We start from the raw sequence: 22481 nt of genomic DNA, 5'->3' as shown, positions 1-22481 counted from the left end.
TGTCATATTATATTTTTCGGGATAGGTTATTAATTTTATAATGCCTTTAATTGATGTAAAATATAAATGGATATCATAAATTGGTTAATATTACCGTAGTTTTGAAAACTTAAAACTTGAATTCATGTAGCATCAATCAATATTTTCACTTTAAATGAACCAAGGTATTCCGTATAACATTAAAAATTAAATTACAGTTGTGTTTATGATATGGGGACGTCCTGACATTCTATTTAACGCAAGATGATCATTCGCCTAAAATTTTTAAATATGGTGTACATGTAGCGAAACTGAGTGGTATTATTGTTTATGGTTTTAGATGTTCATTAATGATGTTTTTTACCGATGCGCTTATAGTCATTGAGGCATTAATGATTATAACGATAGGAAGATATCTTAGGGAAAAGAATGCCGACATTTTCACGTATTAATTTCAAAAGTGTTTGCTTGATTAAAAGGTAATGTTTATTTAAAGATTTAATCTTGATATCACTGTTATTGACATACTTTTTTGAAATTGTATTACAGTTGGTTCATAAAAAATTGAAAATATATTCGATAACGATGATTAATTATCTAGTACATGACTTTTAAATGTATGTAGCGGGAATGTTCAAAAACCAGATGATACAATTACAATTTTACACTTAAAGAAATGAATCACTTTTTAAGTAAAAAGGTGGTTTCATTAGTGTGTACTAAACAATTGATTGAATACTACTAATCAACTGAATAATTATCTAAGCCATATAATTAATATATTTTCGATATATGAGTGAGTCAAAAAGTGAAAATCGTTACATGGAGCTACATAGGCGTATTAAGCTGAAACGAGTCGAATGGTTTACATGAGGCATTAAAATTTAAAGAACAGGGTTTAGAAAAATTAAAAATCTTAGTTTCTTGGATTACAATAGAACCTATTTATCCAGGTTACAGCGCAAAGGCAACTATGGCAATAGGTACATGAATAGTATTAACAATAGCTGAAATTGCTGAGGTTTATAGTTAGGAGCAAAAAAATGTCAGAAGAAAAATATGATTTAGTGATACTAGGTGGAGGCACTGCAGGTTATGTATCTGCAATTAGAGCATCACAGCTAGGAAAAAAAGTGGCACTTGTAGAGCAATCGCTTTTAGGTGGAACTTGTTTACATAAAGGATGCATACCGACAAAAGCATTATTAAAATCCGCAGAAGTTATGAGGACAATATCCAATGCTACTGATTATGGTGTGGATGTGGATAACTTTAAAGTTAACTTTTCTCAGATGCAATCAAGAAAAAATGATATCGTCAATCAGATGTTTAATGGTGTAACACATTTGATGGAACATAATAAAATTGATGTGTTTAATGGCGTTGGCCGTATATTAGGCCCTTCTATATTTTCACCTCAAAGTGGTACAGTATCTGTAGAATTTGAAAATGGTGAATCAGAATTAATACCTAATAACAATGTACTTATTGCTACTGGATCACAACCAATGAACTTACCATTTTTGCCGTTTGATCATAAAATCGTCTTATCTAGTGATGACATCTTAAAATTAGAAGCGTTACCTAAATCACTAGCCATTATTGGCGGGGGTGTTATAGGTTTAGAATTTGCGTCTTTAATGACTGATTTGGGGGTAGACATAACGGTCATCGAAGCAGGAGAACGTATTTTACCAACTGAAAGTAAATCAATTGCCAATACATTAAAGAAAGAATTAACACAACGCGGTGTTTCGTTTTATGAAAATACACAACTTACTGAATCGCAAATTACAATTGAAGCAACAGGTATTGATATTAAATTAAATGAAGAAGTTACTCATTTTGAAAAAGCTTTAGTGGCAATTGGTCGCAAACCAAATACTGAAGATATTGGTTTAAATAACACAAAAATAAAATTGTCTAATAGCAATCATATTATCGTCAATGAATTCCAACAAACAGAGGACAAACATATATATGCAGCAGGTGATTGCATTGGAAAGTTACAACTTGCTCATGTAGGTTCTAAAGAAGGTACTACAGCAATTGAACATATGTTTGATAAATCACCTTTACCATTGGATTATAATAAGATGCCAAAATGTGTGTACACACAACCTGAAGTAGCGAGTATTGGACAAAATCTAGAACAAGCAAAAGCGAATAACTTAAATGCAAAAGCTTTTAAAGTGCCGTTTAAAGCGATTGGTAAGGCAGTTATTGAAAATGTTACAAATCAAAATGGCTTTTGCGAAATCGTAATCGATCAAGATAATGATACTGTACTTGGCTTAAATATGATTGGGCCTCATGTAACAGAATTAATTAACGAAGTATCATTGTTGCAATTTATGAATGGATCAACTTTAGAACTTGGATTAACAACACATGCCCATCCATCACTTTCAGAAGTGTTAATGGAACTAGGCTTAAAAGTTGAAAACAGATCGATTCACGTTTAATTAAGGAGGAAATAAGATGTTTGATTATAAATCGGTTGGACTTGAAGCGTCCGACTTACAAACGATGTATAAATGGATGGACTTAGGTCGTAAAATAGATGAGCGCATGTGGTTATTAAATCGCGCAGGGAAGATTCCATTTGTCATTAGTTGTCAAGGACAAGAAGCTACTCAAATTGGGATGGCATATGCTATGCGTGAAGGTGATATATCTTCACCTTATTACAGAGACTTAGCATTTGTAACTTATATGGGTATGACAGCATTAGACTCAATGTTGGCTGCATTTGGTAAACGTGATGATATAAACTCTGGTGGTAAACAAATGCCTTCTCATTTTGGGAAAAGAGAAAAAGGTATATTATCACAGAGTTCACCTGTCGGGACACAAATTGTACATGCTGTAGGTGCAGCGTTAGCTTTAAAAATGGATAAAAAACCAAATATTGCAATGGCAACGGTTGGTGAAGGAAGTTCGAACCAAGGTGATTTTCATGAAGGCCTTAACTTTGCTGGCGTCCACAATCTTCCTTTTATTTGTGTAATAGAAAATAATAAATATGCCATATCTGTTCCTGATTCTTTGCAATATGGTGCTGAAAAATTATCTGACCGTGCCATTGGTTATGGTATGCACGGGGAACATGTTGACGGTAATGATCCCATTGCAATGTACAAAGTGATGAAAGAAGCGCGTGAACGTGCATTGAATGGTGAAGGTTCAACACTTATTGAAGCTATGTGTACTAGAATGACTGCGCACTCATCAGATGATGATGACAAGTATCGTACTCAAGAAGAACGAGATGGTTTAAAATCCTTAGACTGTAACCTCAAATTTAAAACATTTCTGCTTGAAGAAGGTATTATCGATCAAACATGGTTAGAAAAAATCGAAACGGAACATAAAGAAATCGTAAACCAAGCAACAAAAGAAGCTGAAAAAGCACCTTATCCATCTCCGGAAGAAACTTACACACACGTTTACGAAGAAGGGAGCTCAATCAATGCCTAAATTAAGCTATTTAGAAGCAATTCAACAAGGATTAGATCAAGCCATGGCTAAGGATGATGACGTATTCGTCTTAGGTGAAGATGTTGGTAAAAAAGGCGGTGTATTTGGTGTTACTTTAGGTTTACAACAAAAATATGGTGAAGCACGTGTTTTAGATACACCACTTGCAGAATCTAATATTGTTGGTACTAGTATTGGCGCGGCGATGTTAGGTAAACGACCAGTTGCAGAGATTCAATTCGCTGAATATATTTTACCAGCCACAAATCAAATTATGAGTGAAGCTGCAAAAATGAGATACCGTTCAAATAATGATTGGCATTGTCCGATTACGATTCGCTCTCCATTTGGTGGTGGCATACACGGTGCGCTTTATCATTCACAAAGTGTCGAATCTATTTTTGCTAACACACCTGGTCTAACAATCGTAATTCCTTCTACACCTTACGATGCAAAAGGGCTTTTACTGTCATCAATAGAGTCTAATGACCCAGTGTTATATTTCGAACACAAAAAAGCTTATCGGTTATTAAAAGAGGAAGTACCTGAATCTTATTATACGGTGCCAATTGGTAAAGCTGATGTTAAGCGTGAAGGTGATGATATTACAGTATTCACTTATGGACTTTGTGTGAATTATTGTATTCAAGCAGCTGATATGCTTGCTGAAGATGATATCAATGTTGAAGTAGTTGATTTACGTACAGTGTATCCATTAGATAAAGAAACGATTATTGAAAGAGCCAAATTAACTGGTAAAGTGTTGTTAGTTACTGAAGATAATCTTGAAGGTAGTGTCATTTCTGAAGTTGCTGCCATTATTGCAGAAAATTGTTTATTCGATTTAGACGCACCAATTATGAGACTTGCTGGACCTGATGTTCCTTCTATGCCATTCGCACCACCACTTGAAGATGAGTTTATGATTAATCCAGATAAGATAAAAATTAAAATGCGTGAACTCGCAGAATTCTAAGGAGGCACTATAATGGAAATAAAAATGCCTAAACTCGGTGAAAGTGTGCATGAAGGCACAATAGAACAGTGGTTAGTTTCAGTAGGCGATAAAGTTGAAGAATATGATCCACTATGCGAAGTTATTACTGATAAAGTAACTGCAGAAGTACCTTCATCATACGCCGGCACAATTCGTGAAATAATCGTAAATGAAGGTACTACTGTTGCTGTTGACGAAGTCATTTGCATATTAGATGCAGACGACCAAACACTTGAAACTGCCACTGAAAATGAGACAGAATCAGAAACGCAAGATAATACATCAAATGAAGATATTGAAAAAGATCATCAGGATAGTGAATTAACAAATCAATCTGCTAATGCTCAAAGTAGTGAAGCTAAAAATAATGGTCGTTATTCTCCAGTTGTATTTAAATTAGCTTCTGAAAATGATATCGATTTATCACAAGTTGTTGGTACTGGTTTCGAAGGTCGTGTAACTAAAAAAGATATTGAAAAAGCAATCAAAGAAGGTACAAGTAAAACGTCTTCTAATATCATTTCACCTAAAGATTCGCCTAAAGTTTCTAAACAAGCAGTATATAATGAACCATCACCTGGTTCATCTATACCTGTAAATGGCGTTCGTAAACAAATCGCGCAAAATATGGTCAATAGTGTAAATGAAATACCACATGCATGGATGATGGTAGAAGCAGATGCCACTAACTTAGTAAAAACGCGAAATTATCATAAGCAAAGTTTTAAAGAAAGTGAAGGTTACAACTTAACATTTTTCGCATTCTTCGTTAAAGCTGTGGCTGAAGGATTAAAAGCATATCCATTACTTAATAGTAGTTGGCAAGATTCAGAAATCGTTATGCATAAAGATGTGAATATCTCGATTGCTGTGGCAGATGAAGATAAATTATATGTGCCAGTGATTAAAAATGCTGATGAAAAATCAATTAAAGGTATTGCTAGAGAAATAAATGAGTTAGCACAAAAAGCTAGAAATAAAAAATTACGCTCAGAAGATATGCAAGGTGGAACATTCACTGTAAATAATACTGGAACATTTGGTTCAGTTTCATCAATGGGTATCATCAATCACCCTCAAGCGGCGATACTACAAATTGAATCAGTTATTAAAAAACCAATTGTTATTGATGATATGATAGCTATTCGTAATATGGTCAATTTATGTATTTCAATTGATCACCGTATCTTAGATGGCTTACAAGCTGGTAGATTTATGAATTTCGTTAAAACACGTATTGAACAATATTCAATAGAACATACGAGCATTTATTAATATAAAAAAAATTGACCAATGTTAGATAAGAGTATAATCATGTGATATCAAACTTAATGTTATATATCATGTGATTGTGCTTTTTTTATATCATTAATTAAATGAACAGGTTTGATTTAAAATGATTATTTAAATATTAGGAAATGATACAATATAACGCACACCTGTTGAAGTATTCTATATATATTAGTAGAATAAAAGTATTAATCTAGAAATGAAGGGTGAAGTTGATTATGGACTTAAATTTTGATTTATATATGACAGACGTTGTTAATCAAGCTAGAAATGAAATTGAAGAAGCTGGTTATGAACAATTAACTAGTGCAGATGAAGTGGATAATGTATTAAAACAAGAAGGCACTTCTTTAGTAATGGTCAATTCTGTATGTGGTTGCGCAGGCGGTATTGCTAGACCAGCAGCAACACATGCTTTACATTATGATAAATTACCTGATCGTTTAGTAACAGTATTTGCGGGTCAAGATAAGGAAGCAACTCAACGTGCTAGAGATTACTTTGAAGGTTATGCACCATCAAGTCCTTCATTCGCATTGATTAAAGATGGTAAAGTAACTGAAATGATAGAAAGACATCAAATAGAAGGTCATGACGTAATGAACGTCATCACACAATTACAAAATTTATTCGATAATTATTGTGTCGAAAAATAGAGGCGTAAAAAATGATTAGTTTAAATCCCTATAGAATTGGATTTAGAACAATTAAAACTGCTGTTGGAATGGCGCTTGGTATCATTATTGCCAAATTAATTGGCCTTGATAATTTTGCTTCAAGCGCTATTTTAGTTGTTTTATGCATTAAGCATACGAAAGTACATTCACTACAAGCCATTGTATCACGCTTTGTATCTTGCTTTATGATTTTAATATTTGGCTCTATTGCTTTCAGCCTTTTAGGGCAACATGCAATCGTATTAGGCATCATCGTATTGTTTTTTATACCACTAACTGTGGTATTTAAAGTTCAAGAAGGCGTGGTAACAAGTTGTGTTATTTTATTACATGTGTTTAATGCTCAAACAATCGATTTACATTTATTTATAAATGAAATTTTATTGCTCGTTGTCGGATTAGGAATAGCTTTTTTAATGAATAGTATTATGCCTAGTTTAGATAGCAATTTAAAGCATTATAAACAACAAATTGAACAACAGTTCACAGCAATTTTTGAAACATTTAGCAAAACATGTCAAAAACCTAATATATCGATTGATATTTCTTTCAAACAATTAAAATTCACGATTCGTAAAGCAAAATCTATTGCGTTTAGAGATGTTAAAAACCATTTTGTTAGAAACGAAAACTCTTATTATCATTATTTTGATATGAGAGAAGAACAATTAGAATTATTGCATCGTATGGCTTTAATTATAGAAAATATTGAAACAAAGGACTGTATGTTAACTAAGATTTCTAATTTATTTGCCGAAGTAGCTACGAATGTAAATAGCAATGACTATACTGCATTACGTTTACATTCTTTATATGAAATAAGATTAGAACTGAATGAGGCAGAGTTACCCACAACACACGAATCATTTAGAACGAGAGCAAGTTTATTACAATTATTAAATGAATTAGAAGCCTATTTGGCTGTTAAATCACAATTCGGTTCATTAAGGTTACATAGCGATCAAAAAGTTACCATTTAAACAAATCAATGAAACAGGCCGGGACAACAATTTGTCTCGGCCTGTTTCATTGATTTGAGGTATAAGTAACTAAATTGATGATATTTTTAATATGCTTTTCTAATAGCAAATTACTACACTCATATAATTCAAATGAGATTTGAGTAAAGATCATACTCATGTTTCAGTCATTTTAAATGCGATTATTAAATTATATTACTTACACACATTTATTAATACATTAACGATTAATTTACTAATGGCACGACGCTCGTCAAGATTAATGCAAGAACGACAGCTATTAACATAACTACGATAATAACTCTTAATACTTTATTATTATTCAAAATTATTCCTCCAACTTATCTAATTTCATCAATATCATGCACATAATTAAATACGCATCAATATATATTTATATACATATTATATCACATAGCATCTACATACGTTGAATCATATTAGTTTTACTGCTCTATATAATTCGTTAAACTGAACTATAAGACATATAAATATTAGAATGGGGAATTATAGATGATTAACGAACAACGACTTTTAGACACATTCTTAGAATTAGTCCAAATAAATTCTGAGAGTGGTAATGAACAAATGATTCAATCACATCTCAAATCACAATTTGAATCATTAGGATTATTAGTTCAAGAAGATAATGCTAGTAAAAATGAAAATTTAGGTGCTAACAATTTGATTTGCACTTTACCTGCTACATCAAATTTAGATCATATAGATAAAATTTATTTTACTAGTCATATGGATACTGTTGTCCCCGGTTTAAATGTAAAACCTCAAATTAAAGATGATGGATACATATATTCTGATGGAACTACAATTTTAGGTGCTGATGATAAAGCAGGGTTAGCTGCTATTTTAGAATGTATAAACGTTTTAAAAGAACAAAACATACCTCATGGTCAAATCCAATTCGTTATTACTGTTAGTGAAGAATCAGGACTTGAGGGTGCAAAAGCATTAGATCAAACCTTATTAGATGCCAATTATGGATATGCTATTGATGCCAGTGTTGGCGTAGGTACAACTGTGACACATGCCCCCACTCAAATGAAAGTAAATGCTACAATCTATGGAAAGACCGCACATGCGAGTACCCCAAGTAAAGGCGTAAGCGCGATTAATATAGCAGCTAAAGCAGTAAGTGAAATGAAATTAGGACAAATAGACGACTATACTACTGCAAATATTGGACGATTTGAAGGTGGCTCTGCTACAAATATTGTTGCAGATAAAGTTACACTTAAAGCTGAAGCACGCTCTCATTCAGATAAAAGTATTGAATCTCAAGTACAGCATATGAAAACAGTGTTTGAAGAAACGACAGAAAAATATGGATGTACTTCTGAAGTTGAAATCATTAAGAGCTATCCTGGTTTTAAAATTCATGACGAAGCTACAGTAACTCAAGTAGCAAAGGCAAGTGCAACTGCATTAGGCTTAAAACCTAACACTGTGATGGCAGGTGGAGGATCAGATGGTAATATCATTAATCAATTGGGAATTCCTACTGTTATTTTAGGCGTAGGTTATGAAAACATTCACACAACTGAAGAACGCATGCCAATAAATGCTTTAAATTTATTAACAAAACAATTACTTAAAATTGTAGAAATAATTACTCAACAATCTACGAACTGATTAAGTGATTATTATTATCGCTTTGTGATATAATATACTAGAAAACTTTAATAAGAGAGGTTAGTTAAATGACACAACAAATTGGTGTAGTAGGTTTAGCCGTAATGGGTAAAAACCTTGCTTGGAATATTGAATCTCGTGGATATAGTGTTTCAGTATTTAATCGTTCTTCAGAAAAAACTGATGAAATGGTTAAGGAATCTGAAGGAAAAAACATACATCCAACATACTCTATAGAAGAATTTGTTAATTCTCTAGAAAAACCACGTAAAATTTTATTAATGGTTAAAGCTGGTCCAGCAACAGATGCAACAATTGATAGCTTATTACCATTATTAGACAATGATGATATATTAATTGATGGTGGTAATACAAACTATCAAGATACAATCAGACGAAATAAAGCACTTGCTGAAAGTGGCGTTAACTTTATCGGCATGGGTGTATCAGGCGGAGAAGTTGGCGCGTTAACTGGTCCTTCATTAATGCCTGGTGGTCAAGAGGCTGCTTTTGATAAAGTAAGTGACATATTAGAATCTATCTCTGCCAAAGCAGATGATGGTGCTGCTTGTGTAGCTTACATTGGACCAAATGGCGCTGGACACTACGTCAAAATGGTTCACAATGGTATTGAATATGCAGACATGCAATTAATTGCTGAAAGTTATGCAATGATGAAAGATTTACTTGGTATGTCTCATGAAGAAATTTCTCAAACATTTAAAGATTGGAACGCTGGCGAATTATCAAGTTATCTAATTGAAATCACTGGTGATATCTTTACAAAATTAGACGATAACGCTGATGATGCTTTAGTTGAAAAAATACTAGATACAGCTGGTCAAAAAGGTACTGGTAAATGGACTTCAATTAACGCTTTAGAATTAGGTATTCCATTAACAATTATTACTGAATCAGTATTTGCGCGTTTCATTTCATCAATTAAAGAAGAACGTGTAAATGCTTCAAAACAATTAAATGGACCTAATGCTAAATTCGAAGGTAATAAAGATGAATTCTTAGAAAAAATACGTAGAGCACTATATATGAGTAAAATTTGTTCATATGCACAAGGTTTTGCTCAAATGAGAAAAGCAAGTGAAGATAACGAATGGAACCTAAAATTAGGCGAATTAGCCATGATTTGGCGTGAAGGTTGTATTATTCGTGCGCAATTCTTACAAAAAATTAAAGAAGCTTATGATAATGATACTGAGTTACAAAACTTATTATTAGATCCATATTTCAAAGATATTGTAACTAATTATCAAGACGCATTACGTGATGTTGTTGCAACTGGTGTACAAAATGGTGTTCCAACACCTGGTTTCTCTGCAAGTATTAACTATTATGACAGTTATCGTTCAGAAAACTTACCAGCTAACTTAATTCAAGCACAACGTGATTATTTTGGAGCACATACTTATGAACGTAAAGACCGTGAGGGTGTCTTCCATACACAATGGATTGAAGAATAATACGATTTTAAAATTCTAATTGTATTTGTATCATAGAGGAGTCCAAGACATTATTGTTTAAATAATAATGTCTTGGCTCTTTTTTATATGCTAGTAGATTTTAGAGAAAGAAAAAATATTTTTGCGCAAACGTTTGCACAAATCTTTTGACTTTGGTTTATATTTTCTTTATTATTTATTTTAGCAAGAGAAAGCGCTTTATTAGTTAATTAAAGGATGTCGTTATATTGGTAACTATAAAGGATATTGCAAATGTAGCAAATGTGTCTCCTTCTACTGTTTCCCGTGTGATTAGTGGTAATAGTCGCATAAGTGTAGCCACACAGGAAAAAGTGAAAAAAATAATGGCTGATTTTAATTACCAGCCAAACCATGCTGCAAGAACGCTCATAACAAAAAAATCAAAAACAATTGGTATTATTCAAAAGCAAGGTGACAAAGCAACAAGACAAAATCCATTTATTATAGAAGTATTGTCTGGTGTTTATATTGAATGTAAATACTATGATTATGCAACCATATCTACAACAGGTGAGCAAACTAGTGAAATCATAGCTGAAGTAAAACATATGATTCAGTCTCATGCAGTTGAAGGATTTATATTGCTTTATTCAAAAGAAAACGACGAGATTGCTAATTTATTAAAACAACATGCCATACCTTATGTTGTTATAGGTAAACCAATCAACAATGAAAATGTGGTACATATAGATAATGATAATATTTTGGCATCACAATTATTAACGCGCTATTTAATAGATTTAGGACATAAAACGTTTCTATTTTTAGCGGAGATGGGTGATTATGAGGTAGTGAAAGATCGCATTAAAGGTTATAAACAAACATTGAAGGTTGCTAATTTAAAACCGAGTATAATGTTTACAGATTTGAGTCGCCAACAAATTATAAATCACTTAAAGGCGCTTGTTACTGAAAACGCTTTACCAACTATCATTATTACCTCCGACACTATGCTTAATCAACTCGTTTTAAGTGCACTATATGAATTGAATATTACTATTCCTGAAGACATACAAACTGCAACTTTTAATGACTCATATATATCAGCATACGCAGCACCACCACAAACTGCTGTAGATATTCAACCTCAATTACTAGGTAAAGCTGCAGGTGAAAGTATTATTAAATTAGTAAAAGATAGCCACATTGAATATATGAATAAAATCATACCAACGCATATCATTAATCGTTGCTCAACCAAAAAATATTAGGAGGAAACATTATGAATAAACAATGGTGGAAAGAAGCTGTCGCATATCAAGTTTATCCAAGAAGCTTTAATGACTCAAACAATGATGGTATCGGTGACTTACCGGGTGTTATAGAAAAGTTGGATTATTTAAAGGACTTAGGTATCGATGTTATTTGGTTAAGCCCAATGTATAAATCACCAAATGATGATAACGGATATGATATTAGTGATTATAAAGATATTATGGATGAATTTGGTACGATGCATGATTTTAATCAATTACTAGAAGGTGTACATAAACGTGGCATGAAATTAATCCTTGATCTTGTTGTTAATCATACTTCAGATGAACATCCTTGGTTCATTGAATCAAAATCAAGCAAAGACAACCCCAAGCGAGATTGGTACATCTGGAAAAAGCCAAAATCAGATGGTTCTGAACCAAATAATTGGGAAAGCATATTTAATGGTTCAACTTGGGAATTTGATGAGCAAACTAAAGAATATTATTTCCATTTGTTTAGTAAAAAACAACCTGATTTAAACTGGGATAATCCAGCAGTTCGTAATGAAATATTTGATATGATGAATTGGTGGTTTGAAAAAGGAATTGATGGTTTTAGAGTAGATGCAATTACACATATAAAAAAATCATTCGAGTCTGGAGATTTATCCGTACCTGAAGGTAAAACATATGCACCGGCATTTGATGTTGATATGAATCAACCTGGCATTCAAACATGGTTACAGGAAATGAAAGATAAATCACTAAGTCAGTATAATATTATGACTGTAGGCGAAGCCAATGGTGTTAATCCAGATAATGCAGAGGATTGGGTAGGGGAAGATAAAGGCAAATTTAACATGATATTCCAATTCGAACATTTAGGTTTATGGAACACCGGTGACGTAAAATTTGATGTAAAATCATACAAAACTATATTAAATAGATGGCAAAAGAAACTAGAAAATGTAGGTTGGAATGCGTTATTTATAGAAAATCATGATCAACCTAGACGTGTATCTACATGGGGAGATGACAAAACGTATTGGTATGAATCTGCAACAAGCCATGCAATTGTTTATTTCTTACAACAAGGCACCCCATTTATTTATCAAGGACAGGAAATAGGTATGACAAATTATCCATTTGAAAGCATCGAGACTTTTAATGATGTCGCCGTAGTTAATGAATACAATATTGTAAAAGCGCAAAATGGTGATACGTCTGCATTATTAGAAAAACATAAAATGGAAAATAGAGATAATTCAAGAACGCCTATGCAATGGAACCAAAATAAAAATGCTGGATTTTCTGATCATCAACCGTGGTTCCCAGTAAATCCTAATTATCAACAAATCAATGTTGCTGAACAACAAGATAATCCAAATTCAATACTCCATTTTTATAAAGCAATGATTCAATTGAAAAAATCTGATGATGTCTACACATATGGTAAATTTGATCTTGTTGATACAAATAATGAACAAGTATTCGCATATACAAGAACATTAGATGATAAGCAGGTCTTAATTGTCGGTAATCTTACTGATCAAATAACATCTTTAAATATGCCTGATTATATGTCCAATCATAGCAATCATATTTTACTTCATAACTATAAAGACCGCGCTATTAACATGAAGGCATTACGACCTTTTGAAGCATTTGTCCTTGATTTAACAAACAAATAAAAATAAACCGAGCCTACAAACGTCTCAGCTTAGCCAATAGATAGACCCACCACAATAATGAGTGGTGGGTCTATCTATTTATATTTTATCGGTTTGTTTCATCATAATCTAAGTATTGTTCTTGATCTACAGGCATCCATAATTGAATTTTACAAAATGGATCATCAAATGAGATATCAAATGGATATACTTCAACGTAAAGACTATTGTGTTCATAAGGTAAAGTCATTTGTAAGCTTGTTTCTATATAATACCATGCCTCATTCACAACATAGTCTAACTCACCTTGTAGATTAAATTTTGCATATTGCCTTTCTGGAAGATATCTACTTTCTAAATGAGACGGATACCTTTCACTAGGCACACCAACAAATATTTCCATACCTTCATCTAGCGGACAATTTACTACAAACAATTCATGTGGACTAATATCATTGTAACGTTGTAGCTCCTTGATTTTTCCATCTTTCATTAAGTCCTCAAGAAAATCTGGTACCTTAAAAGGATTCTCTAAATGTTCTGAATCGATAAATTGTGCATAACCAACTAAAGCTATGCCCGCTGTATCCTCTAAACGATATGCATTGGGCGGTTTATCTGTTGTTGTTAATTTAATATATAAACGTGGTTGCATCTTTAGCTCTTCACGTTTTGTGTTGACTTGAATAGGTGAAACCCCGTGAAAGTCACTAAAATCATTTGCAAAAGCATTTGTGTCACTGTAATGATATTTTTTAGCAATATCCATTAATCGACTAGATCCACTTATAATTTCATTCGCTGCTAATGTCATTCTACGAGACCTAGCATATTCTGTCGGAGATTGACCAACAATCATTTTAAACGATTGATCAAGGTGATATGGTGAAAGACCAACGTAATCACTGAGTGCTTGCAAATGAAAAGGCACTAATAAATGATCTTCTATATAAACAATTGCCTGTTGTATTTGCTTGATAACGTCCAAAACTTTCACTCCTAAACTAGATTTTCCATTCAAATAACAAACCATAAACTATCTACTGATAGAGCACGAATCAAATTCACAACGAATCACTTTTCTCACGAAGTAACCCTCTATATTTATCAGCCGATGTATCAACTGAATAACACAAAAAACATATGATCCGTGTTTTACTACTCTTAAAAAATGACTACATAATATAATATGTTTTTAACTGATTAAGTATATTCTACATCATTTTCATTCCGCTTACATCTTAAAAATATTAAATAGGGTAAAATGTAAATAAGTTATTTGGCATTCACTTTTTTTACTCAATAGCTTAAATCATAACATAAAAAATAGTTAACAAAAAAGCATCAACATTGTAAAGTTACAAATGTTGATGCTCGTATGATTAGCAATATATTATTTAATGAATATCGTCCCACCATTTGAAACCATCTCTACTTAATAATAAATCACTATCAAGCGGACCATTAGAACCTGACTCATAATTAGGGAACTCTGGTTCATTTTGATTCCATTCTTCTTGAATTGCATCTACAAACTTCCATGTAGATTTTAATTCTTCCCAATGTGTAAAGTTTGTAGCATCACCATTTAAACAATCAAACAATAAGTTTTCATATGCATCGACTGTGTTCATTTTATCTTGTGCACTCATTGCATATGATAATTGAACAGGTTCTGTCTCTATGCCTTGTACATTTTTCTTAGCATTTAAGTGTAATGACACACCTTCATTAGGCTGAATATTGATTACAAGTAAGTTTGAGTCTAATTTTTTATCAGTTTCATAATACAAGTTCATTGGCACTTCTTTAAATTCAACAACAACTTGTATTGTTTTACTCTTCATACGTTTACCAGTTCTAATATAAAAAGGTACGCCTGCCCATCTAAAGTTATCGATCGTTAATTTACCTGCTACGAAAGTAGGGGTAGTTGAATTTTCAGCAACACGATCTTCATCTCTATATTTTGGTACTTTTTGACCTTGGATTACACCTTCATCATATTGACCACGGACAAAGTTCTGTCTCACTTCTTCTGGTTCTAATTTTCGTAATGATTTAAGCGCTTTTACTTTTTCTGCTCTAATATCTTCACTGTGTAAACTGATAGGCGCTTCCATAGCAAGTAGGGCAACCATTTGTAGCATATGGTTTTGTACCATATCTTTTAATGCACCACTTGATTCATAATAACCACCTCTATCTTCTACACCTAATACTTCAGAAGAGGTTACTTGGATATTGGAAATATATTTGTTATTCCATAGTGGTTCGAACATTGCATTAGCAAAACGTAACACTTCGATATTTTGTACCATATCTTTACCTAAGTAATGATCAATACGATAAATTTCTTCTTCTTTAAATGAACGACGTAATTGTTCATTTAAATCTTCAGCAGAGGCTAAATCAGAGCCAAATGGTTTTTCGATGACTAAACGTTTGAAACCAGTCGTTTCTGTTAATCCAGATGATTTTAAATAATCAGAAATTACACCAAAGAATTTTGGCGCCATAGCTAAATAGAACAATCTATTACCATTTAAATTAAATTCAGTGTCTAGTTTATTACTAACTTCTAGTAATGATTGATAGCTTGCTTCGTCACTTACATCGTGTTTATGATAAAATACATGTTCCATAAATTTATCAAGATGCTTCGTGTCTTTAACATGTTCTTGAATAGATGATTTCACTTGACTACGAAAATCATCATTTGTTAACTCTCTTCGACCTATACCAATTATAGCAACTTGTTCATTTAAATTTTCTTGTTGATATAGATGGAACAATGATGGGAATAATTTTCTGTGACTTAAATCACCCGTTGCTCCGAATATTGTTATTAAGCATGGAATGTCTTTATTTTTAGTATTCAAGATCAAAACCTCAATTCTTTTTATAAATCTCTTTATATTATAGAACAATAATCTGTTTAGTTCATACCTTTTTGCTTGAGAGAAGAAAATTTTAATATATTTTTTATTCTTTTCTATGATAAAATGTGAACAAGAAGAGGAGGCATATGCATGGAAATCACATTTTTTGGTACGAGTGCTGGTCTACCAACAAAAGAACGAAATACACAAGCAATTGCATTAAACTTGGAACCATATTCTAATAATATCTGGCTATTTGATGTCGGTGAAGGTACACAACACCAAATATTGCATCATTCTATTAAATTAGGAAAGGTAGATCACATTTTTATAACGCATATGCATGGCGACCATATTTTTGGGTTACCAGGATTATTAACGAGTAGGTCGTTTCAAGGTGGTGAAGGTAAGCCACTAACACTCATTGGACCTAAAGGAATTAAAGCATATATAGAAACGACTTTACGTTTATCTGAATCTAAATTAAATTATCCAATTACATATATAGAAATCGAAAACCACTTATCCTATCAAAATAATGGTTTTAATGTAGAAGCGCATATGTTAAATCACGGTATACCTTCTTTCGGATATCGTATCGAAGCACCCTATACATCTGGAAAAATAGATGTATCGGCGCTTAAAGAAATTGGGTTAGAGCCTGGGCCTAAATATCAAGATGTAAAAAATAATGAAACATTTGAATATAATGGCATTATTTATAATTCCAAAGATTTTAAAGGGGATGCTGTGAAAGGACCTGTTATCGCTATATTTGGTGATACAATGCCGTGTCAAAATGAAGAAATCATCGCCGATCATGCTAATGTTATGGTTCATGAAAGTACTTATATAGAAGGTGATAAATCATTAGCAAACAATTATCATCATAGCCATATTGAGGATGTATTTACACTAATAGAAAATGCCCACGTAGATTATAGCTTGATTACACACATGAGTAATCGTTACACAATTGAAGAAGTTGAAACGATTAGTAAATCACTCAAATCACTTCCCACTACACCTCCATTTAAATTTGTGAAAGATTTTGATTCGTGGTCTTTTTAAAACTTGCTTATAATAATGAATATAGTGGAAATTAAAATCCCATATATAAAATACCCTTTAAAGTGAAATTTTTAGAACTTCTACTTTAAAGGGTATTTATAATTTTATGAAAAAACATGTTTCTATTTATTATTGTTGTAAAATGTCAGTCCTTAATCTTCATCCTGGCTTGAAAGTTCAACGCTACGATCCACTGCAGCTCTCAAACAATCCTCAAAAACACTTTCTAAGTCATGTTGTGAAAGGGCATTTAACCCTGCTTGAGTAGTGCCACCTTTAGATGTGATGTTTTTTCTAAGTTGTTCCATGCTTAATTCAGAACGTTCAATCATTTTACTTGTTCCAATAATTAAGTTGCGAATCGATTCTTCGACTTGTGCTTTTTCCAAACCTAAGCGTGTACCAGCTGTAACATATTGTTCGAATACATGGTATAAAAATGCTGGACCACTTCCTGTAATGGCTGTCACTTGATGTAAATTGTCCTCTGGAACCTCTATTGCTGAACCAAAGGCATTAATTAATTCATCGACTTCATCTTTAGAATTTGGACCAAAATTACTTGAAAAACTAATTCCAGTAACTGAATGACCTACATGTGCATTGGTATTTGGCATAATACGTGCAATTGGATTGTCCGCTTCCAATTTTTCTCTTATATAACTAATAGGTAAACCAGCCATGATAGAGATAAATTTATTTTTGTCTGTTATAAATGGTTTAATTCTTTCTGCTAATGATTCGAAATCATAAGGTTTAGTTCCTAAAAATACATAATCTGCCGCTTTTAATAACGCTTCATCATCATAACTATAATTGACACCTAACTTTTCAGCATATTCTTTAAGTGCAACTTCATTAGAACGATTTGTTAAATAAATATCATTGGAATCTATAACTTTAGAATTAACGATACCTGTAAAAATTGCATGTGCCATATTACCAGCACCATAAAATACTAGTTTCATGTGAACATTTCACTTCCTCTGAGTTTTTATGTTTCATTTATGTATCTATAGTAACATAGTTTCACAATATGCCTAATATTTCCATAATAAATGGCATAACGTAATGACTTCATATATACTATCCATATACTAACAAAGGGTAGGGATACATATGATAGGTAGACATTATGTCTTAACAGGCGCATCAGGTGGATTAGGTAAATCTATCTTACACATTCTATTACAAAAACAGGTCTATGTGACTGCACTGGTACGTGACGTTAATAAGCTAAAGCCGCTTCAATTAAAATATGGCTCCTCACATTTAAAGATTATCCAATGTGATTTACAGTCCACATCGCAAATCGTCCAACTTAGCAACCATTTTAAAGGACAATCCATCGATGGTATCATCTATAGTTCTGGGTTAGGTTATTTCAAATCAATTGATCAACACACAATAGAAGAAATGCAAGAAACATATATGTTAAATGTAATTAGCTTTAATTCATTATTAACTACATTACAACCACATTTCAGTCGCATGCCTACAATCGTAGGCATTGGAAGTCAGTCTGCATTTTTGACACAAGCTTCTGCTGCCCATTACGGTGCTAGTAAAGCTGCATTTAATCAAGTACTAAATGCACTCCGTATTGAAAAACCCAATTACCATGTACTAACAGTTAATACAGGACCGATAGCAACACCATTCCATGAAAAAGCAGATCCTTCATTAACATATTCAAAAAAATATAAAAAAATCATGCTAAACTCCGATAAATTAGCTCAACGTATTGTTAATGCGATAATCACTCAAAAAGAAGAAATTAATGCACCCAGTTGGATGCATCATCTCTTACGTATTTATCAGTTAGCACCTCGATTTATTGAAAAACACTTCACTTTTTTATTTAATAACAAATCTTAATCAATATGAGTAGTTATACAATATTAAAAGCGTATGAGTAAGATTAAATAGGATACAGTTTAGTTCACTTTCCTATCTAAAATAACTCATACGCTTTAATTGGTTAACTTATTTTAAATGTTGCGTGTATTCTAAATTTTTAACGCGATCACGTGCTGCTTTCAATTTTTCTAAGCTGATATCTTTAGACAGTTTATAATTTTCAACATTTTCATCCAGTTGATTCACACTACTTGCCCCTACAATGATTGAACCTAACGCATCATGAGAGGTTAAGTAATTAAATGTTAAACTGGAGAGATTGCTTTCGATTTCTTTAATAGATGCAACAGTTTCGCCTAATTCAGGATATGTGTAATCAAAAATACCTTCTGAAAACTTACGATCTAAGGCTTGATTACTGTTAGAAGTTAACAATCCTTTAAAAACTGGACCACGAGCTAAAACTTTTACTTTTTTAGCATGTACATCATCTAATAAAGCTTCCGGTCTGTTATCTATTAAATTAAATTGAGACATGAGTGTTTCAATATCACTATGTTTTAAATAATAATTGATAACATTGGGTCTAATTGAAGAAATACCATATGCTCGGATGATGCCTTCTTGTTTCAATTCATCGAATGCAGCAATCGTTTCATCTAGGGGATCATCTATCGTTCCACCATGTAATTGATACAAGTCTAAATGGTCAAGTCCTAAGCGACTTAATGAACCTTTTACTGCTTCTTTAATGTATGCTTTCGAAGGGTCCCAAAATGTAGAACCATCATCAGCTAAATGATTTCCTACTTTAGAACCAATGACGATGTCACTTCTATCTTGATATTTTTTAAGTGTTTTACCTACAATATCTTCATTTACACCTTTATCATATATATCTGCTGTATCAAAGTAAGTAATACCATGTTCTATTGCACGTTCTATAATTGGTTCAGCTTGGTTAATATCTGTGCCTAAACTCATACAACCTAATCCTAATTCTGAGAGTTCAATACCACTTTTTAAAACATTTTTTTGCATGTCGTTTCTCCTTTCGATACACTCAAATCATAGGGATTAAAAATAAATTTACTAAATACGATTTATTTGTCATTTGAAATACTTATTTTAATTGCTCCCTATATACTAACGTATTTATCTTAACAGTAACTTAAATCAAATTAAAGGAACGTGATTAAAATGAATTTATATGAGAAAACAATACATAAAGAATCCATTTATAAAGGCGCAATTATTGATTTAGAAGTCCACGATGTTGAATTACCCGATGGCAACACATCTAAACGTGAATTAGTTTATCATAATGGGGCAGTCGCAGTTTGTCCGGTGACACCTGATAACAAAGTCATCTTAGTAAAACAATTTCGTAAACCAGCTGAAAAGCCATTATTAGAAATTCCAGCAGGCAAATTAGAAAAAGGCGAAGAACGACTTTCTGCAGCTAAGCGTGAATTAGAAGAAGAAACAGGTTATATAGCTGAAGATTTAGAACTAATTACAGAAATGTACGGTTCTCCTGGTTTTTCAAATGAGAAAATTTCCATATATATGGCTAATAGTTTAAAAGTTGGAGAAATGCATCTCGATGATGATGAATTTATTGAATTAGTATATTACGATGTAGACGACATTAAAGATATGTTAAAAAATAAGTATTTCGAAGATGCTAAAACGATTATTGCATTACAACATTTACTCCTTAATTATAATGATTATAAATAAGAAGCAAGTTGACTTGCGTATTTTATCAATTACTGGTATTTTATATATAAATCATTATGTAAATTAAAATGATTATAATTATTAGTAGGGGAGTGAGGCTTCCGTGGAAGAACGTTTAAATCGCGTGAAGCAACAATTACAACAATCTTCATATAAATTGACACCTCAACGTGAAGCTACGTTGCGTGTTTTAATTGAAAATGAAAAAGATCATTTAAGTGCTGAAGATGTTTATTTAAAAGTGAAGGACAAAGCACCTGAAATAGGTCTAGCAACAGTATATCGTACGTTAGAGCTATTATCAGAATTAAAAGTTGTTGATAAAATTAATTTCGGAGATGGCGTCGCTCGTTTTGATTTACGTAAAGAAGGCGCAAAACATTTTCACCACCACCTTGTTTGTATGGAATGTGGCAAAGTAGAAGAAATTGAAGAAGACTTATTGCCACAAGTTGAAGAACGTGTCGAAAATGATTTTAATTTTAGAATTTCTGATCATCGTTTGACATTCCATGGTGTATGTTCTGATTGCCAGGCATTGGGTAAATAACTCAGCTACGTACACCATTTTAAAGATAGAGGTGGTATCTTGGATACGATTATTGAAGAATATTTGAAATTCATTCAATTAGAAAAAAGATTAAGCTCGAATACAATAGGAGCTTATCGGAGAGATTTAAAAAAATATAATACGTTTTTAGAGTTACAAAAGATTAGTCATATTGATTTTATTGATAGAGCATCCATTCAACAATGTCTGGGGTATTTACATGATAATGGCGCTTCTGCTAAATCGTTAGCACGGTTTATTTCAACAATTAGAAGCTTTCATCAATTTGCGTTGAGAGAAAAGTATGCTGCAAAAGATCCAACTGTACTTATCGAGACACCCAAATATGATCGCAAATTACCTGATGTATTAGAAATAAATGAAGTGTTAGCACTATTGGAAACGCCCAATTTGGCTAAAATAAATGGCTATCGAGATCGCACAATGCTAGAGTTATTATATGCGACAGGCATGCGTGTTTCTGAGCTCATCCAAATTGAGTTAGAAGATGTAAATTTAATTATGGGCTTTGTCAAAGTATTTGGAAAAGGTAATAAAGAGCGTATTGTACCTTTAGGTGACACAGTAATAGAATATTTAAAGACGTACATAGAAACCATTCGTCCTCAATTGTTGAAGAAAACAGTGACGAATACCTTATTTCTAAATATGCATGGCAAACCTTTATCAAGACAAGCTATATGGAAAATGATTAAACAAAACGCTATCAAAGCTAATATCACAAAATCATTAACACCACATACATTGAGACATTCATTTGCCACGCATTTACTAGAAAATGGGGCGGATTTACGTGCAGTTCAAGAAATGTTAGGACATTCTGATATATCTACCACACAATTGTATACACATGTATCCAAATCACAAATTAGAAAAATGTATAATGAATTTCATCCACGTGCATAAACACAGACAAGTTGATTCGTTGAATAACTC

The 22481-nt window shown here is 32.5% G+C and carries 20 protein-coding genes; 15 read left to right on the top strand and 5 right to left on the bottom strand.

Features of this window, described 5'->3' with window-relative positions:
- Positions 1-1022 precede the first annotated feature (1022 nt).
- The 6 genes from lpdA to KA893_RS00765 all read left to right on the top strand — a co-directional run bounded on the left by lpdA (position 1023) and on the right by KA893_RS00765 (position 7403).
- Entirely contained in the window at positions 1023-2444 is a 1422-nt protein-coding gene (lpdA, locus tag KA893_RS00790) for a dihydrolipoyl dehydrogenase (RefSeq protein WP_002483212.1), read from the top strand.
- A gap of 16 nt (positions 2445-2460) precedes the next feature.
- Entirely contained in the window at positions 2461-3459 is a 999-nt protein-coding gene (locus KA893_RS00785; RefSeq protein ID WP_210125524.1) for a thiamine pyrophosphate-dependent dehydrogenase E1 component subunit alpha, read from the top strand.
- On the top strand, positions 3452-4435 hold the full coding sequence (locus KA893_RS00780) for an alpha-ketoacid dehydrogenase subunit beta (RefSeq protein ID WP_002483214.1): 984 nt from the start codon (positions 3452-3454) through the stop codon (positions 4433-4435). Before KA893_RS00785 ends, KA893_RS00780 begins: the two co-directional genes overlap by 8 nt.
- A 12-nt stretch (positions 4436-4447) precedes the next feature.
- A complete protein-coding gene (locus tag KA893_RS00775) occupies positions 4448-5731 on the top strand; it encodes a dihydrolipoamide acetyltransferase family protein (protein WP_069822002.1) in 1284 nt (427 codons plus the stop codon).
- Between the two features lie 233 nt (positions 5732-5964).
- Positions 5965-6402: a bacilliredoxin BrxB gene (gene brxB, locus KA893_RS00770; RefSeq protein WP_002483216.1), complete on the top strand. Its 438-nt coding sequence runs from the start codon at positions 5965-5967 to the stop codon at positions 6400-6402.
- A gap of 11 nt (positions 6403-6413) precedes the next feature.
- The gene (locus tag KA893_RS00765) at positions 6414-7403 is read left to right on the top strand and encodes an aromatic acid exporter family protein (protein WP_002483217.1); all 990 of its coding nucleotides are present in this window, start codon (positions 6414-6416) and stop codon (positions 7401-7403) included.
- A gap of 227 nt (positions 7404-7630) precedes the next feature.
- Here KA893_RS00765 and prli42 read toward each other — a convergent pair whose 3' ends face one another.
- The gene (gene prli42, locus KA893_RS00760; protein ID WP_150873476.1) at positions 7631-7729 is read right to left on the bottom strand and encodes a stressosome-associated protein Prli42; all 99 of its coding nucleotides are present in this window, start codon (positions 7727-7729) and stop codon (positions 7631-7633) included.
- A gap of 187 nt (positions 7730-7916) precedes the next feature.
- Here prli42 and KA893_RS00755 point away from each other — a divergent pair, with 187 nt between their 5' ends.
- From KA893_RS00755 to KA893_RS00740, 4 genes are all read left to right on the top strand, one after another.
- Positions 7917-9053, top strand: coding sequence for a M20/M25/M40 family metallo-hydrolase (locus KA893_RS00755; RefSeq protein ID WP_002483218.1), 1137 nt, complete (start codon positions 7917-7919; stop codon positions 9051-9053).
- Between the two features lie 68 nt (positions 9054-9121).
- Entirely contained in the window at positions 9122-10531 is a 1410-nt protein-coding gene (gndA, locus tag KA893_RS00750; protein ID WP_002483219.1) for an NADP-dependent phosphogluconate dehydrogenase, read from the top strand.
- A 227-nt stretch (positions 10532-10758) separates the two neighbouring features.
- Complete coding sequence (locus KA893_RS00745; protein ID WP_041080651.1) at positions 10759-11763, top strand: LacI family DNA-binding transcriptional regulator; 1005 nt, start codon at positions 10759-10761, stop codon at positions 11761-11763.
- Between the two features lie 11 nt (positions 11764-11774).
- On the top strand, positions 11775-13439 hold the full coding sequence (locus tag KA893_RS00740) for a glycoside hydrolase family 13 protein (RefSeq protein WP_194375704.1): 1665 nt from the start codon (positions 11775-11777) through the stop codon (positions 13437-13439).
- A gap of 85 nt (positions 13440-13524) precedes the next feature.
- Here the strand turns inward: KA893_RS00740 and KA893_RS00735 are convergent, their stop codons facing one another.
- Complete coding sequence (locus KA893_RS00735) at positions 13525-14406, bottom strand: AraC family transcriptional regulator (protein WP_037538401.1); 882 nt, start codon at positions 14404-14406, stop codon at positions 13525-13527.
- 409 nt (positions 14407-14815) lie between these two features.
- A complete protein-coding gene (zwf, locus tag KA893_RS00730) occupies positions 14816-16300 on the bottom strand; it encodes a glucose-6-phosphate dehydrogenase (protein WP_037538404.1) in 1485 nt (494 codons plus the stop codon).
- A gap of 150 nt (positions 16301-16450) precedes the next feature.
- Between zwf and rnz the strand changes: the two genes are divergently transcribed.
- Positions 16451-17371, top strand: a complete 921-nt coding sequence (gene rnz / locus KA893_RS00725) for a ribonuclease Z (protein ID WP_002483224.1) — start codon at positions 16451-16453, stop codon at positions 17369-17371.
- Between the two features lie 152 nt (positions 17372-17523).
- On the opposite strand, the gene proC is transcribed toward rnz, so the two are convergent.
- Complete coding sequence (proC, locus tag KA893_RS00720; protein ID WP_011303054.1) at positions 17524-18339, bottom strand: pyrroline-5-carboxylate reductase; 816 nt, start codon at positions 18337-18339, stop codon at positions 17524-17526.
- 151 nt (positions 18340-18490) lie between these two features.
- Here proC and KA893_RS00715 point away from each other — a divergent pair, with 151 nt between their 5' ends.
- Complete coding sequence (locus KA893_RS00715; RefSeq protein WP_002483226.1) at positions 18491-19249, top strand: SDR family NAD(P)-dependent oxidoreductase; 759 nt, start codon at positions 18491-18493, stop codon at positions 19247-19249.
- Positions 19250-19357: 108 nt separating this feature from the next.
- On the opposite strand, the gene KA893_RS00710 is transcribed toward KA893_RS00715, so the two are convergent.
- A complete protein-coding gene (locus KA893_RS00710) occupies positions 19358-20272 on the bottom strand; it encodes an aldo/keto reductase (RefSeq protein WP_002483227.1) in 915 nt (304 codons plus the stop codon).
- A 159-nt stretch (positions 20273-20431) separates the two neighbouring features.
- On the opposite strand from KA893_RS00710, the gene KA893_RS00705 reads away from it, so the two are divergent.
- The 3 genes from KA893_RS00705 (at position 20432) to xerD (ending at position 22451) form a co-directional block, all read left to right on the top strand.
- Positions 20432-20974, top strand: a complete 543-nt coding sequence (locus KA893_RS00705; protein ID WP_037538405.1) for an NUDIX hydrolase — start codon at positions 20432-20434, stop codon at positions 20972-20974.
- A gap of 103 nt (positions 20975-21077) precedes the next feature.
- A complete protein-coding gene (gene fur, locus KA893_RS00700; protein ID WP_002483229.1) occupies positions 21078-21524 on the top strand; it encodes a ferric iron uptake transcriptional regulator in 447 nt (148 codons plus the stop codon).
- 39 nt (positions 21525-21563) lie between these two features.
- On the top strand, positions 21564-22451 hold the full coding sequence (xerD, locus tag KA893_RS00695; protein ID WP_069822000.1) for a site-specific tyrosine recombinase XerD: 888 nt from the start codon (positions 21564-21566) through the stop codon (positions 22449-22451).
- The last annotated feature ends 30 nt before the right edge of the window (positions 22452-22481 follow it).

Origin of the sequence: Staphylococcus sp. GDY8P126P (genome assembly GCF_017891965.1) — a bacterium.
Taxonomy (GTDB): Bacteria; Bacillota; Bacilli; order Staphylococcales; family Staphylococcaceae; genus Staphylococcus; species Staphylococcus saprophyticus.
Note: the sequence above shows the minus strand (reverse complement) of the source record. Positions and strands in the feature narration are given on the sequence as shown.